Below are 15,749 nucleotides of genomic sequence, written 5' to 3' on the forward strand. Positions count from 1 at the left end.
GGCCCGGACGTTTTCGCAAGCTTACGTTACGATGAAGGAAGACGCCGACAATGACAAGTGCGGAGAAAGAGTGGCGAACTGAATCTGATGTGCGCCGTGCGAGCCGTCGCTGTCGAAGGAGAGTGCGCCGGTCAAACTGTTGTAGACAATGTGGTCGGTGGTAGCATGTGCACTCCTTCCGGTGTGGAACGCTGCGGAGGGAAGCGTGCCGACGTGAAGCCCTGCAAACACGGTATGGTCGAGGTGGATCTTGTCCTGGGTCACATCGAAGTCGGTAATCTTGTCGACGTTGCCGGCCTTGAGGGCAGAATGGAAGATGAAGACATCCTTGCCCCCATTTCCGGTCAGGACATCTCGCCCGCCCCCGCCTTTGATGACATTGTTGCCAGCATTGCCCTCGATGGTTTGAGAGAATTCATTTCCCGTGAGATTAATGGCGGTGGTGCCGGACCGGCTCGTGGTCGCGAGATGCTCGATCTCCGAGCCGGCCGAAAGCGCATAGCTCACCGATGCCCGCACGGTATCGTTGCCACTGCCCTGCAGTTCCACCACCTTGTCGCCGGTGTTGTTCACATAATAGGTGTCGTTGTAGCCACGGCCGATCATCGTGTCGGCGCCCGTTGTGCCGTGAAGTACATCGGCACGGCCGGTGCCGTGGAAAACATGATCGCTGGTCGACGGCACTGTGCCGGTCGACGGCAGGGTGCTGGTTGGGGGCAAAGAGTTGGCCGGCGGTAGCGTGCTGGCCGGAGGCACTGTGCTGGACGGCATAGCATTGCTGGTCGCAGGGATGCTTGCGCCGCTTTGGTTATGTTGCAAGAAAAAAGCCTTTAATGCCGCCGAGTCTCCAAGAGCCGTATCGCCTTGCTGGGAGCCCCAAGCATACGCGTAGTCGAAGGCGGGTGACGGAACCAGCTTGGCAAAGTGGTCCATCATGGTCTGTTCTTGAGCTGCGGTGGGCACGACATATTGGCCACCCGTGTCGGTTTTATAGTTGCCGCCGCCAAACGCCTGGTAGCCTGGAATCATCTGGCTCACCGGGATGCCCGCTGCCTTGGCGGCAGCGACGTATCGGTCGATCATGTTGTAGTCGACCACGCCACCCGTTCGCACAGGATAGGCATCCACCCCGTAGTAGTCGATATGCGTGTTGGCGGGATTGTAGGTATTCGAAAAATCCGGGTTCGCCGACGTCCCCAAGCTCATCATCGTGATATAGGTCTTGGCGCCTGGCAAATGTGAATGAATCCAGTCGGATTCTGCCATCAGATTGGCGGCGCTGGCGTAAGTACCCCACTTGCCGGTCGGGTCTGGCTCGTCAACAAGGAAGAAGCCAAATACCTTCGAATTGCCGATGAAGGGTGTGACTTTCTGGATAAAAGACGAGGATGCCCCGTTGACCTCGTTGAGCCAGACCAAGCCTTTCATGCCGGACGGCAGTGCGTTGAGCTGGTCAACGGATGAAACGTCAGCCAGATTGAATCCGGCCGTTGCGATGTCGGCGCCCGATCCGCCTGACGTGTAGTGGAGAGTTGTCATGCGCTTTCCTTCAAGTGATTCGGCGCCCGCCCCCTGCGTCGTCGTAGTCGAGGGATACATTAGCGCCAAATCACATACATGCACCCATTGAGAGATTCGTTGATCAATGGGAAGGAATGCGCTGGCGGCCCCCCTCTATTCAGCCATTCTGTGGATTGTGCTAGGCTTGGCCTATGCCACGGAGTGCGGTCTGCAGTTGTTGAGGTTCGATCAATATCGTGAGAACGGCCTGGGTGCTCGGCTTCGGACCACCGGCGCATTAGGCGAAGCGGTGTGTATCAGTCTTTAACAACTATCGGCGGCCTGGTCCCGTGATGGCGGTGCGCTATCGAAAGGCCTTCAAACCGGCACGTCAAGCCTTTACCTTCTCAAGGACGAACAGCCGTTCGCAGGATAGCAGTGGGAGAACGCTGAAGGAGTCCGTCAGGGCGAGCCCGACTTCTTCGAAATCCTGTCGCGCAACGTCAAGTCTCACGGGATGGGGTGCGGAAATTCCTCCGGTAATCATCTTTCGCAGCTTCAGACGTATTCGCTGGAAACGAGTTGTCAGACCGTAGGATACGATTAGCCGATAGCTGGAAATGCGCGCCAGTTCATTGATAATGTCTCGTCTGAGATGGGGCGGAATAAGATGGATGAGCCGGAGACAGACTACCGTGTCAAAGCTCTCGTCGGCGAACGGAAGCTTTGTCACATCGCACCGGATGAATCCTCGAAAACCCGGCTGACCTTCGTACGAGGTCTTTGCCAAAACCATCATTTCCATTGAGATGTCCGCGGCGAGCACCTCGCGACCTTGCTGGCTCAGCACCTGAGCCAGCTTCCCGGTTCCACAAGGGACATCCAGCAGTCGAGACGGACGCGGGCTGCATCTCTCCAGCGCCTTGCCGATGCAGCGCTGCTCTCTTCGGGCGATGATGTACGATGCCAAGCTGGAGAGCTTCAAACGGCCCTCATACCCCTTCAGGTACCAACTCGCAATGCTTGGATCTTGGTACTTCTGTTTGGTTGCAAGCTCATAGCTCGCGACCTCGTCGTCGTAATTGACAGGTTCAGTGATGGGTGCGTTCGATACGGCGCGAGCCATCTTCAAATCCTCGATCATCGGCTCACTTTCGCTTTTGTCTTCTCTTGTCCGGTGTTCGTAACCGCTTTGCCAAGGTTCAAACTACCGTTGGCTCGCGATGCGCGCGATTGGGCGCGGCTCGGAAGTCAGCAACCCGAAGGCGTACGTTGCGGAAGCGAGGCTTCCAGAACGCGCAATGTTTTGCATCCATCGAACGGATGAAGACTTGCCCGGAGTTGACGTTACCGTGCTTGCCTCACGGATGCACCGCGGGAAATTCCCGATCGACCTTTGTCGGGAAGTGGGAGGAACGGAAAAGCGGATGGAGGAGGAATCCAGAAAATCGGTGAAGGAAACGATGCAGTTGGAACGCCAGCACGCAATCGCGGCAACGTCCGTTTTCGATGATTTGGCGACTGACGACTTTGAGCTAAAACGCGATAGCTGCAAGAGGGGTTTCGAGCCACCTGGCCAGCAGCTGACTGCCAAAGAAGGGACCGGCAGTCATGGTTTAACCCGACGCCTGTCTCACGCAAGCGTTTGGGCCTTGTTTATTTACGCGGCGGGTGCCGGGTTGACCTTCGTAACCCAGATCGCGATCGCCCGTCTGGTGGGCGCGGCGAGCTTTGGAACCTACACCTACGTGTTCGCCTGGATCACGCTTTTGTCTTATGGCTCGACTCTCGGTTTTCACGTGGCCGTATTGCGGTTCGTGCCAGCATATGAGGCAACAAACCAATTTCCGATGGCCCTCGGGTTCATCCGTTTTGGATCCAAAGCCTGCATCATATTGGCAATTCTGATCGCGGCGGTTGGCGCGCTGATCGTGGTGGAGTGGCCTCACCATCTGGAACCGGAGCTTGCCATCAGTGTGTTAATCGGCTTGGCGACGCTTCCGCTAATCACAATCTATCTCACCGGCGCAGGCGTCGTGCGCGCCTTTGGGGGTGTTATTTCCGCACTCCTGCCCGAGCGAATTGTCCGTGACGGACTTATGCTCGCCCTGCTCGGCCTCGCAGCTTATTTCACGCCGTGGCGGTTGGACGCGACGGCGGTGATGTGGATGCTGCTGATCAGTTCAGCCACCGCAGCCTTCATAACGGGTGTCAGCGTCTGGCGCCTGTGGCCCGCTGGCCTAAGTGCCGCGCCGCCGACCTATGCCTTCAAGGATTGGTGGCCTTCGCTTCTTCCCATCATGATCATGACATTCGTGGACGTTCTGATGAACCGGACGGCTGTGGTGCTGCTCGGAAAAATCGGCTTCATAAAGGGGGCCGGGATATTCGGGGTCGGATCGAACATCTCGTTGCTTCTCACTCTACCACGTGTTGCGGTGAGCACCGCTTTCGCCCCGGCTATCTCGCGCCTGTTCGCGCGTAAGGATTTGACGGGACTCCAAGCACTATTCGCAAGAGCCACAATATTGTCCTTTGCGGGCGGCGTGGCGCTGGCGCTTCCACTGCTCGTGCTTACCGAACCGGTGTTGCGTGCGTTTGGAGGTGAATTCACCTCCGGCGCGCTGATAGCTCGGATTCTGATAGTGGGACAGCTATTCGCGGCGGCAGTAGGGCCGCAGCAGCAACTCTTGACGATGACAGGCCACGAGCGCGCCGCGGCTATACTGATGTCTGTCGCGGCACTCGTTAATGTCCTTGGTTGCATCGTAGGTATCGCGTTGAATGGAGCTGTTGGGGCAGCCATCGTCACCAGCGCGACGGCGGTTTTCCTGAGCGTTTGTCAAGCGATCTACATCCGCTCCCGGTTAGGGATTCATCCCGGATTAATCTGGGCGATCAGACATGTGCGTGAAGCCGTGATGGCGGGTCAGTTGCGCTAGCAAACCAATAAAATGGAGTCGATGGATGCTCATGGCCGCAGAGGGATTGACGACAAAGTTCATCGGAAAGACGCGGCAATCAGTGGACGTTTTGCGAACTGATGGGCTTGGACGATTCCTTCAACTCTCGGCCTTGTCGCTAAGCGAACCGCTTAGGTTTCAATGGCTTCGTCGTCGTGTTGCGGCCGATGCACGGCAAGCATTGACTAGACTAAAGGTGGCAAAGCGAAGCCGCGGCTTGTTTATCGATTGCGGCTCGAACATTGGCCAAGGTTATAAGTTCTTTTCTCAGTACTTTACGCCAGACCACTATGACTACGTCCTGATCGAACCCAACAAAAATTGCTTTTCGTATCTTTGCGCTTTGTGCACTGGGGAAATAAATATTGAGATCATCGGCAAGGCGGCCAGCGTCAGGGACGGTCAAGTCGAACTATTTGGCCCCCCCGCGGACCGGGCGGAGCCCACTCACGAAGGTTGCTCGATTGTCGCGGACCACAATGGAAGTCTGTATCAGTCAGAGAGGTTTGCACCGGATCTTGTCGAAACGTTTTCACTGTCGCAGATGATTCGAGCAAAGCGTGATCTATACGACATTGTCATTCTAAAGCTCGATGTTGAAGGCGCTGAGTATGACATACTCGACGACGTTCTCAGCTCCGGCACACATCGTGATATCTTCGCGGCATATGTAGAGTTTCATTCTCTGTATGTGCGGGGTTCCGAGAAAAGACGAAAACAAGTCGTCGAGCGCGAAATAGTACATGCTTTCTCGGATGCAGGCACTCGCTTCAGAAGATGGATATAATATCCCTGGTGAAGGGCTATCTCTTGGTTTGGGTTGAACAATGATCCTAGAGTTATTCGGGCCTTCTGCTGCCGGCAAGACGACCTTGGCGTCTGAGTTGATGCGCCTTCTGAAAATTCAGGGATACACCGTCGTATTACAAATCGGGGATCGCCGGCATCCGCTCAAAAGAGCCGCCTTAAAGTCATTTTCGAGTTTGTATTTGAGGTGGACAGGACAGCGATCTCCGGCTGCGGAGATGCTTGAAATGTTTCCGCCTAGGAACGAACTGTGGGCCATTCGTCTGAAGTGGCATCTAGAAGTTCTTATCCGGGCTTGGAGTATAGCTCAGGCGTCCGATGACGTTATTTCAATTTTTGATCAGGGAATGGTTCAATCCGTCTGCTCACTCATTTTATTCAGCGGCATAACCGATCGTGAGAGCTTGGCGCGCGCTCTTGATTTAGCGCCTAAACCGGACCTGCTCATCCGATTACAGGCGCCGAGAGAAGTTCTAGAGGCGCGCCTTCGGGAACGCCGGCGTAACCTTGGCATCATTCAACAGCTTCTCGAAGTCGATCTACAGAGCAGTCTCGATCATATTGATCACGTCAATCTCGTGGTCGAGCAGCTTGAATCACACCGACTTCCCACGATTTGCGTCGAAAGCTTGGATCCAAGCGGCCTCGCAACCGCTGCCGAAGTTATAGCACAGCAAGTGCGCGAAAGATTTCACGCAGCACAGGCGAGGTCCCTCGTCATTGGTCCTGAAAGGGACGCGGATTTCAATCAGACGGCGCATCACTATCATGTCTGACATTGGAGAAATTGGTCCGCTCATTTGCAAAAGGCGCAACCGCGCGAAAGTGGCGACATCATGTGACCTTAGCTCGCCTTCGCCTGGACGCCGCAGATGGTAATCCGAAATGTGCTCTTGGCCTGCGGTGTGGTGATGTCGTACGCGACACAACTCACCGTACCCATAGTGCACACCGGTTACGGCGAAACATTCCTCGTGCTTTGGATACTGCTCTCGATTGGACGTATCCTTGGCGGCGGCCGCATGGAAGCCTCGCCCGTCTTCGCCAAGCTCGCCGGCTTTTGGGCACTTATGGCACTTGCTCTGGGCCTGGGCATTATCGTTGGGTACCTGACCACCGTCCTGTATCTGTCCCCGTTACTGCACGACCTGCTAGCCTATCTCTTGCTTGCCAGTGTCACCTGCCTGGCCGCTGCTGAGCCCGATGCCGCTCGCCATCTTCGCGATTGTGCCTGGTGGGTTGTCGCAATCGCCAATGTTGGCCTTGCCATTCAAGTGGCACTTGGCTGGGGGTGGATCAGCCAGTCCGGTGTCAATCCGTGGTACTGGGATCGCTTCTGCGGTTGGTCAGATAATCCAAACCAGCTTGCACTTTACTGCGCGCTCTTTGGACCTCTGGCCTTGCACCTTGCAACGACCGCGACCAACCGCTGGGGAAGGTTCTTAGGGCTCTGCGGCTTGATCCTGCCGTTCTATGTCGGCAGGCTGACCAAGAGCGATACATACTTATACACCACGATCCTGACGGGTCTGATGTTCCTGGGATTGCGGACGCGGACGTGGCTCAAGACCGGCGGTGGAAACTCAAATCTTTCCCGCCAAATCGGCCTCTTGTTCATAATCGGCTTACTGCCGCTGGCAATGGCAATGACCCCCTATGTCGTCACCGGGTTCGACAGCGCCGAAGCGTTCGCCAAGAGCCTTACGAAGGACAAGGGCGGTCAAGCAACCGAGGACACTATGGCGCTTCGCCTTTACCTCTGGAGCGAGGCAGTGGACAAGGGCCTTCGATCGGGATCGCTGGGGCTGGGCCCTGGTCCGCACATGGAACGCCCCCCTGTCAGCAACCAGCAATTTCTGCCACACCCATTCGAGGCGCACAGCACATTTCTTGATCTGTACAGTCAAGGTGGGTTCATTGCAGTCCTGGCGTTGATGTGGATCGTCGTTTCTTCCGCCATATCCGCTTGGCGCGCGAAATTTGACGCCCTGCTAGCCCTTTTGGGTTCGATCATCATCTTCAGCATACCGCACTTGATCATACGCCATCCGATCATGTGGTTTGCACTCATGATTTGCCTGTTTGCGGGGAGTCCACGGATTACAGCCGCAGCGCGAATCTCGCGAGACGGCTTGTATGTCGGCAAGCGCGCTCGCATCTTGCATGTCGCCCAAGAGTGACCTCAGTTTTTGGAAAACGACATGCCATGAAAACAGATACCTAAAGCGCGTCGCATGAAACCGTTTCAACGCGACCCGCATTCTTACCTTGGCCAGGAAAGGAATAGCAGATGGATGCCGATAGACGGGAGAAAGAGGATACTTCGTTCAATCCCAGGCTGTTGGACTGGCTGGTATGCCCAATGACCAGGAGCTTACTTGCCTGGGATGCAGATGATAAGGAACTCGTATCGAAAGCCGCCGGACTTGCCTACCCGATACGCGATGGCATTCCGATCATGCTGGCGTCGGAGGCACGAGCGATCACCTCCGCAGTTGTCAAATCCAGTGCCCCAAGCCGAAAACTCTAGGCCGCATTCCGACGCAGGCACATGAAGGAAGGTGTGCCGCAGGATATCGCCCCCTTTGTCGACGGACCTCTCCGTGCTTGGCCATCATCCCGGCAGTACGGACCACGTTGACACAGTGCGTAGCCATCTGACCTTGTTCGCCGCGGCGGCTTGTTGCCAGAACACGATTTGCTTCATTCGAACAGACGAGGACAGTGGGCAGGGCTCCTCCTAGCGTTGGCTTCGCGTCATGAGCGCAGAGGAGATGAAGCGGGCCCATGAAAGAAGACCCGGAAGCCAGCAACATTGCGCGACGGAGCTGCCGTGCATGTTCGGGGAGGGTGGTATGAGCCCGCATCTGGTTTGCGTGGGAGGTGAGGATCACCTCCTGAGAATTCCCTTCCTGCTGTCCCTGCGCGAAAGAGGCTTTCGGGTCACCGCGGTTTCGAGCAGTGATGGTGCCGCATTTGCGCCTCACGGCATTGCACATCACCAATTGAGTTTCGACCGCTTTGCCAGCGGCAGCGCAGAGTGGGGCACCTTGCGCGCGGTACGCAAATTGCTGTTGGAAATCCGGCCGGACATCGTCCAGAGTTTCGATACCAAGCCGAATCTTCTGACACCCATTGCGGTACGAGGGCAGCTTCCGGTCATCCGCACCATCAATGGACTTGGCTGGACATTCTCCTCGCTGGAGCCGAGGGCGTTGGCCCTGCGTCCGATTTTTTGCTGTCTGCAGGGACTGGCCTCCATCTGGACAGCCGCGACCGTGTTCCAAAATCGGGACGACCAGGCTTTCTTCGCACGCTACCGGCTCGTCGGACGCGGCAAGGGGCGACTGGTCCACAGTTCTGGAATCGACGCGGATGCGTTTGCCAATGCGCGGGATCGCGGTCCTTCGGCGACGGCGATGCGCGAAGAACTTGGGCTCCAGTCTGCGGAAATTGTGATCTTTGTCGGTAGACTGACCCGCCAGAAGGGAATCCCGACTCTCCTTGAAGCGGTGCCCCGCGTCCTGCGCGAGAGGCCAAACGCACGTTTTGTGCTTGTCGGCCCGTGGCAATCCGAGGGCCCGTTTGCCGTCACCAAAGCGGATATTGACCGATACGCACCTTATGCAATCGCCCTTGGACCGAGGCGGGATGTTCCAGCACTTCTTGGCATGGCTGACTTATTCGCCTTTCCCACCCAGTATCGCGAGGGCGTCCCGCGCGTCCTTCTGGAGGCTGGCTTGGCTGGATTGCCGATCGTGGCCTCAAGGATGCCCGGCTGCAACGACGTGGTCGAAGACGGGTGGAACGGCTATCTCGTCCCACCCCGCGATGTGGCAGCCCTCTCATCCAGAATAATTGAAGTTCTGTCTGATCGCGCGCACGCGAAGCTCATGGGAGGGCGCTCGATCGGATTTGTTAGGGAGCAATTTGCGCTGTCCCGTGTCGTCGACCAGTATTGTGATCTGTACGAAAGTGTTCTTGATGGCCGAACGCCTGGTAAGCCTTCACATTCGCCCCCCGCCATCTCGATGACGCAGGAAGCAAGCCGACGGTTGGATGAGGCGCGGCAATGATCCGCGACGCAATATTGGCGCTCGCCGCCGCGATGTCCCATGCGACGCAGCCCGCCGCTGCGGGATTGCCAACAGGCCACACCGAATTGTTTCTGACGCGCCGGCTCGTTCTATTGATCACGCAAATTCCAATCAGGACGATTGCGACGACCGTCCGCCAGCGAGGGGGCTAGCATGTGTGGGATCACTGGAATTCTCCTGGCCCCAAACACCGCCGATGCGGGGTCGCTCAGGGCAATAGGACAGATGACCTCCGCTCTTCGGCACCGTGGGCCGGATGGCCAGGCGGTATGGACGAACCGTGAAGCCGGTATTGCTTTTGGTCACCGGCGCCTGGCCATCGTCGATCTGACCGAGGCCGGCCGCCAGCCCATGCAATCGGCGAGCGGCCGCTATGTCATCACCTTCAATGGCGAGATCTATAATTTCCAAGATCTGCGCCGCGAATTGGAAGGCGCAGGCCACTGCTTCCGCGGAACCGGTGACACGGAAGTCATGCTGTGCGCGATCGAGAGCTGGGGTCTCGAGGCGGCACTCACGCGCTTCGCCGGCATGTTCGCTTTCGGACTTTGGGATCTGAAGGAACGGATACTCCATCTCGCCCGCGACCGAATGGGCAAAAAGCCGCTCTATATCGCCTCGACACAAGAAGCGCTGCTCTTCGCTTCGGAGCTGAAGGCAATCAACTGTTTCCCGGGGTTCAACCCGGAACTCAATGTCGATGCGGCGGCGATAATGCTTTCAAAAGGGTGGGTGCCAGATGACCATTGCATCTGGCAGGGTGTGTTCAAGCTGCCGCCCGGTTCGGTCCTGTCCGTGACGGCAGCGGATTTCGCCAATGCCCGCGGCGCTTGTGCGCTTGCCCATCGCACTCGATACTGGTGGTCGCTGGCCGACGTGGCCTGCAAGGCGCGGCGGGAGCCGATCGCCGGCAGCGACGAGGAACTCACGAGCGAGCTTGACAGTCTGCTTCGCCTTTCCGTGCGCGAACGAATGGTCGCGGACGTGCCCCTTGGCGCCTTTCTGTCGGGTGGAATAGACAGCTCGACCGTCGTCGCGCTGATGCAGGCGCAGTCCAGCAGGCCCGTGCGCACCTTCACCATCGCGTTCAGCGAGGCAGGCTTCGACGAAGCGCCTCATGCCGCTGCGGTTGCACGGCTTCTGGGCACCGACCACACCGAGCTTAACCTTTCACCAGCCGAAGCGCGCGACGTCATTCCGGAGCTGCCGCGCGTGTGGGACGAGCCGTTCGCCGATGAATCGCAGATTCCGACGCTTCTGGTGGCGCGGCTCGCCCGCCGGCACGTTACGGTAGCGCTGTCGGGTGACGGCGGGGACGAATGCTTCGCTGGCTACTCCCGGCACTTCATGGCAGCCCGCCTGAGAAAGCTGCAAGGGCTTCCAGCACCATTTCGTCGGATGGTGACGGCGGGGATCGGTTTCCTGGCTCGAGCCTCGCTGCACGATTTCGCCGGCAGGTTGCCGTTATCGGAAAATGCACGGCACGCGTTGCGAAGCGACCGCTTGAATCGCCTTAGCCACCTGCTCGAGGCGACAGGTGAGGATGATCTGCTTCGGCGTCTAACCGGGACTTCGTCCCAGAACCTGCTTCATCATCAGCCACCGGCGTCGCGCTCCGGCTTGCCGCAACTCGACGACATGTTGTCCCGTCTCCTGTTCGACGACATGACCGGTTACCTGCCGGGCGATATATTGGTGAAGCTCGATCGCGCGACCATGGCCAGTAGTCTCGAAGGTCGATGTCCAATTCTCGACCATCGCGTCGTCGAATTTTCCTGGCGACTGCCGAACCACTTGAAGGTTCAAAATGGCAAGGGCAAGTGGATTCTTCGTCAGTTGCTGGGCCGCTATTTGCCGCAACGGTTGATCGATCGGCCAAAACAAGGTTTCGATGTTCCGATCGGAGCCTGGCTCAGGGGGCCTCTGCGCGCTTGGGCAGCGGACCTCATTGCAGGAATACGTCTGTCGGGCGACGGGATGCTCGACTCCGTAAAGGTCGATGCTTGCTGGCATGCTCACACCAATGGCGAACGGGATCATGCTCGCGATTTGTGGCCGGTGCTGATGTTCCAGGCCTGGCATAACGAGGCCATGCGGCCATCGAATCCGGCAACCTGTCTTTCTCACGAGATCGAAATCCCAGGGGCATGACATGGAAGGTTCCATAGCCAGACGCGCCAAACTGCCGCGTATCACGCAAGACGCTGTACCGAGGTTCGAAAACGACGCTGGCATGCGGCGACCGCAGCACAGGCGCGCGGAGGCATTAACCCCTTTCCATCAACTCGTTATCGTGATCGGGAGACTGAAATGGTTCGTGCTCGCCATCGCTCTGCTGGGTGGCATCCTGGGCGGACTTGCGGGGCTCGCTCGTCCTGTGTTGTTTGAGGCGACCACGCAGATAATCATCGATGCGCCAACCAGAAATACTTCTGCTGGCAGCACGGATTCTGTTCAGGACCTGGTGGATTCCAGCATTGATGACCATCTGACGATGCTCTCGTCTCAAATCCATCTGCGTCGAGTCCTGGAGGCTTTGCACAGGGCGGAGGCGCCCGACGCTGCTGGGAAAACCGGCTCCAACGCCGTTTTGGGCGGTCAGCGCAATACGGGCTCGTTCCTGAGCGGTCTCATGAGCCGGATGTTGTCGCTGGGCAAGCCCCCAACAGGCAGTCCCGAAGCAGCGGATGCCGCCGAACTGAAGATGCTGAGAAACGGAATGAGCGTTGGACAAGAGCTTCGGTCGCGGGTCATCACCATCGGCTTCACCGATGTCAATCCTGCACGTGCTGCTCTGGTCGCGAACACTTTCGCCCGGGTCTACATCGACAATCTCATAGAGGAACGTCGTGCATGGGATCAGACCGAATTGCAATCGGTGGTCGCCAGCCTGCCAAGAGTACAAGGCGATCTGGTCGATGCAACTGATCGTCTGGAGACATATCGGCTGACCCATGGGGCCGTCGATCAAAGCGCGGCAAACGACGCGGCCAATGAAGCTGCGGAGCTCAACCGGCAGATTTCCTTGTCGAAAGCGGACCTATCGACCGCCGAATCGCGCCTTCACCGCATCCAGGAACTGCGAAGAACAGATGCGCCGCTGTCGGCGGTCGCTGCTGAAATCGCGTCACCGGTCCTCGCCGCCCTGATGGCCCGTCAGTCCAATGCCGGCGGAGACAAGGGACTGAGCAATACGATCGATCAGGAGATCGAGCAGGGTATCGCTCGGCAGAACGCGGAGGCAAACATCTATCGCGCCCAGGTTGCGGCGCTGGAGGAGCGTAAGAAGGTGCTCGATGCAGTTGTCACTGATACCGCCAGCCGCCTTTCCGGCTTGCGCGCGCTCGAGCCGCAAGTAGCCATCGTAACGCAACGCTACAACGACCTTCTCAGCCGGCAGCAGGATTTGATCCGGCGCATTGCGGCTCCGTCTCCTGGCGTCTCGCTCTTCTCGGCTGCATGGCCGCCGGCAAGTCCCAAGACTCTACCATGGGTTTTCCTGGTTCCTCCTGGAATGGTTGTATTCGGTCTCATCGCCGCCGCCTTCGTCCTGGCGCGCAACCATTTTAACAAAACCTTGCGCAGCGAGGCCGAAGCCGAGGCCGAGCTTGGGATCCCCTGCGTGGGACTGCTTCCCAAGATATCGAAGCCGCACGCGAAACAGCTTCGGCATCTGATTCTGGGCCAGCAGAACTCGCCCTTCAGTCGCGCCGTGACCTCCGTTCTTGTCACCGCGGCGCCACCTCTGGGGAGAGGGCAGCAGCATATCATTCTCGTAACGTCCAGCATCCAGAATGAAGGCAAGACAGAGTTGGCGTGGGGCCTGGCACTGGCGGCCACACGGCTCGGAGGACGGGTCCTCTTCCTCAACCTTGATGGCAAGGACGTGCGGCTCACGAACGAGTTTCGTGGCGAATCCAGCACCGCCAAGGCCCGTAACTCCTTTGGGGATTATGTGAGTGACCGCTGCTCCCTGCAGGATGCGATCACGAGAATGCCGGAAATCGGCGTCGATCTTATGAGCGCACCAGCGCCCTCGGATGATCTGTTGACGCTTCTGTCCACGGTGGATAGGTCTCGATTTACCGACGAGCTGCTCTCGGTTTACGACGTCGTCATCATAAACGGGCCCTTGGGGCTCGGCGGGCCAGAAACCAGGCTTCTAAAGCGCTGGGCGCATGCAGTGCTTTTTGCCGTTCGTTGGGCCAACACGCGGCGCAGTATTGCGCGCGGCGTTCTTGGCTCACTGCAAGCCGGTGGGTCGGTAACCATTCCCGTAGCAACTGTGCTTACCCAGGTTAATCTGAAGAAGCATGCCGGCTATCGGCTCGGTGATAGTGCCGACCTCCTGCTGGCGAGGATTTGATGAGGCACCTTCGCCCGCTCTCATGGTGCTGCAGGAAACCAACCGCGGTTCCAAGACCGGGCCTGACCTAGAACGATCATTGTAATTATACGAGCGCCAGGATCCGCTATCTCAGCTAGAACAACGTTGGCACGCGCTCGTCCGGGAGTGGCACTGGAAACGCCATGACCCGAAAGAAGAGGCCGTCGTAACAACTACGATCGCCGGCGCGCTTGCCCTGGGCATTCACCATTGAGCCGGCCGGAAGCGCGTGTCCTTGGCAATGGGTCTGGAGAAATGAACGGCGTTGCCCTTCTTTTCGGGGTGTCGTAACCGCCCGTGTTTTGTGCCCTTAGGCGTGGATGAGCGTTTGCCCTTCTCGGCTGGCGAGCCTTTGATGAAGTTCCGGTACCATTCCACAAAACGCAGCGCGCCGTCCTTAAGGGCTGCCGCCGGTGTGAAGCCGACAGCTTGGCGAGGATCGTTGACGTCGGCGTGGTCCCAGAACGTCGCAGGGGCGAGGGCACATTGACCCGAAGGCGTGGCGGCCAAGGGCCATCTCGATGGTCGCGATCAAACGGTTAATCACTTCGGGCGGATCATTGCCGATATCGTAGATCCGATGCGGCGCCGAACTGGTGGCCGGACTAGCCGCGCGACCGTCCCAACCCGGATCCGCGCGCGGCGTCGTCGCGAGGACCCGGACCACCCCTCGACCATATCGTTGCTATAGGTGAAGTCTCGCATACGTGCCAGCGTTCGCTATTTCGATCGTTCGCTCCTCGGCGATGGCGTGGGTGAACGCATAGACCGCCATGTCGGGCCTGCTCCAGGGACCGCAGACGCTAAAGAACCGCAACCCGGTGGTGGTAAGCCAGATAGATGGCTGTACGACAGCGCCGAAGGCCCGAGACTGCACCATCAGTCCCATGATCTGCGGAACGCGGCCAGGAGAAATGCCGCTGCGTTGCCACGGATCTTCGATCGCATGGATGTCGGCGGATGTTGGCACCCAGCGAAATCGCCAGTCCTATGGTAAGACCGAAATGCGTCCCAGAAGAGCCACCAGTTCCGCTTGGCGCTTTGTCTCGGTCTTTGCGAACAGGGAGGCGAGCTGAGAGCGGATTGTCGTGCGGCTGAGGTGCCAGCTGCGGGCGATCTCCAGGGGCGCGTCGCCTTGCGCCAGGCGTAACGCGAGCTGGGTCTCCGCGCTGGTCAAGCCGAACATTTTTTGCAAGGTCTGAGGGTTCGCCGCCGACGTGTTTTCACGGTCAACCAATGCGACGATGCTGGTCCCATCCGGTGCGATGGCGCCCGTCTCATTCAGGATCACTGGCCTGTCGCCTCTGCTCCGGATTACCACCCAGGACAGGGAGCCTGGATGGAAACGGACCGGAACGTTCGCGACCAGCCGCCTTAGTCCGGCAGAAATCTCGCCGGCCGTATCGGCCGCTTCACCCTGCCGCTCGAGCGTGTCTTGAGCGGCTTCGTTCCATTCGATTACCTTCTTGTTGCGGTCCAGCATCAGGTAGCCACAGCCGATACGGTCAAGCATGCCGGTTATGGACTCCAGGCTGCGTGGTCGCCGGATTCTGAAGTTGGCGTCGGACCGATCCGGGAAATGTGTCGAGTCCGCGTGGCGCGGCTGTCTCAATACAATGTATTGGTTGCTTGCAACCGTATCGTTGTGCCTATGAATAACATTCATCGCTTCCATCCCAATAGTGATTGATTGCGACTTGAGCAAATTTCCAGATATTACTTTCATCGCGCATCATTTTGAATCAAACCGTGCTCCTTTGCCTTCAATTCGACATAGCTAAGAACCCTTCAGCATTTCTGTTCCGCTGCAGTCGTTGAAGCACGCTTTCCGATGAGCCCTTCCGAGTATGATTTTATTCGTCGGCTAAGGCATGGCAATCGAGCAGTGGTATTAGGTTGCCCCTTCTCGACCTAGTCTCGACGGGCTAGACAGAAGGTTGTAGATTGGCGCATGCGTTCATACCTCCGTGGGCTGAAATCGTGGGTGTCAGGCCC

At 58.1% G+C, this 15,749-nt stretch carries 13 protein-coding genes; 9 read left to right on the forward strand and 4 right to left on the reverse strand.

Annotation, left to right across the window (positions count from 1 at the left end; translation table 11 throughout):
- Positions 1 to 21 precede the first annotated feature (21 nt).
- Positions 22 to 1,539, reverse strand: coding sequence for a calcium-binding protein (locus tag EJ076_RS10385; protein ID WP_109671179.1), 1,518 nt, complete (start codon positions 1,537 to 1,539; stop codon positions 22 to 24).
- 352 nt (positions 1,540 to 1,891) lie between these two features.
- A complete protein-coding gene (locus EJ076_RS10390) occupies positions 1,892 to 2,644 on the reverse strand; it encodes a class I SAM-dependent methyltransferase (protein ID WP_109670908.1) in 753 nt (250 codons plus the stop codon).
- Between the two features lie 283 nt (positions 2,645 to 2,927).
- Here EJ076_RS10390 and EJ076_RS10395 point away from each other — a divergent pair, with 283 nt between their 5' ends.
- The 9 genes from EJ076_RS10395 (at position 2,928) to EJ076_RS10430 (ending at position 13,733) form a co-directional block, all read left to right on the forward strand.
- Entirely contained in the window at positions 2,928 to 4,442 is a 1,515-nt protein-coding gene (locus tag EJ076_RS10395; RefSeq protein WP_164548598.1) for a polysaccharide biosynthesis C-terminal domain-containing protein, read from the forward strand.
- 25 nt (positions 4,443 to 4,467) lie between these two features.
- Positions 4,468 to 5,250: an FkbM family methyltransferase gene (locus EJ076_RS10400; protein ID WP_109670904.1), complete on the forward strand. Its 783-nt coding sequence runs from the start codon at positions 4,468 to 4,470 to the stop codon at positions 5,248 to 5,250.
- Positions 5,251 to 5,290: 40 nt separating this feature from the next.
- Entirely contained in the window at positions 5,291 to 6,046 is a 756-nt protein-coding gene (locus tag EJ076_RS10405) for an AAA family ATPase (protein ID WP_109670901.1), read from the forward strand.
- A 96-nt stretch (positions 6,047 to 6,142) separates the two neighbouring features.
- Positions 6,143 to 7,450 (forward strand): O-antigen ligase family protein, encoded by a 1,308-nt coding sequence (locus EJ076_RS10410; RefSeq protein ID WP_109670899.1) that lies wholly within the window; start codon positions 6,143 to 6,145, stop codon positions 7,448 to 7,450.
- A 110-nt stretch (positions 7,451 to 7,560) separates the two neighbouring features.
- Positions 7,561 to 7,800 carry a Trm112 family protein gene (locus EJ076_RS10415; protein ID WP_109670897.1) on the forward strand — a complete coding sequence of 80 codons (240 nt, stop codon included), beginning with the start codon at positions 7,561 to 7,563 and terminating at the stop codon, positions 7,798 to 7,800.
- Positions 7,801 to 8,125: 325 nt separating this feature from the next.
- The gene (locus tag EJ076_RS10420; RefSeq protein WP_109671178.1) at positions 8,126 to 9,346 is read left to right on the forward strand and encodes a glycosyltransferase; all 1,221 of its coding nucleotides are present in this window, start codon (positions 8,126 to 8,128) and stop codon (positions 9,344 to 9,346) included.
- Positions 9,343 to 9,519: a hypothetical protein gene (locus EJ076_RS35150; protein ID WP_164548599.1), complete on the forward strand. Its 177-nt coding sequence runs from the start codon at positions 9,343 to 9,345 to the stop codon at positions 9,517 to 9,519. Before EJ076_RS10420 ends, EJ076_RS35150 begins: the two co-directional genes overlap by 4 nt.
- 1 nt (position 9,520) lies before the next feature.
- Complete coding sequence (gene asnB / locus EJ076_RS10425) at positions 9,521 to 11,518, forward strand: asparagine synthase (glutamine-hydrolyzing) (RefSeq protein ID WP_109670895.1); 1,998 nt, start codon at positions 9,521 to 9,523, stop codon at positions 11,516 to 11,518.
- A 1-nt stretch (position 11,519) separates the two neighbouring features.
- Entirely contained in the window at positions 11,520 to 13,733 is a 2,214-nt protein-coding gene (locus EJ076_RS10430) for an exopolysaccharide transport family protein (RefSeq protein ID WP_109670893.1), read from the forward strand.
- A 225-nt stretch (positions 13,734 to 13,958) separates the two neighbouring features.
- On the opposite strand, the gene EJ076_RS35470 is transcribed toward EJ076_RS10430, so the two are convergent.
- Positions 13,959 to 14,264, reverse strand: coding sequence for a hypothetical protein (locus EJ076_RS35470; RefSeq protein WP_206438782.1), 306 nt, complete (start codon positions 14,262 to 14,264; stop codon positions 13,959 to 13,961).
- Between the two features lie 478 nt (positions 14,265 to 14,742).
- The gene (locus EJ076_RS10440) at positions 14,743 to 15,267 is read right to left on the reverse strand and encodes a helix-turn-helix transcriptional regulator (RefSeq protein ID WP_245462999.1); all 525 of its coding nucleotides are present in this window, start codon (positions 15,265 to 15,267) and stop codon (positions 14,743 to 14,745) included.
- Positions 15,268 to 15,749: the final 482 nt, after the last annotated feature.

This window comes from Mesorhizobium sp. M7D.F.Ca.US.005.01.1.1 (genome assembly GCF_003952545.1).
GTDB lineage: Bacteria > Pseudomonadota > Alphaproteobacteria > Rhizobiales > Rhizobiaceae > Mesorhizobium > Mesorhizobium loti.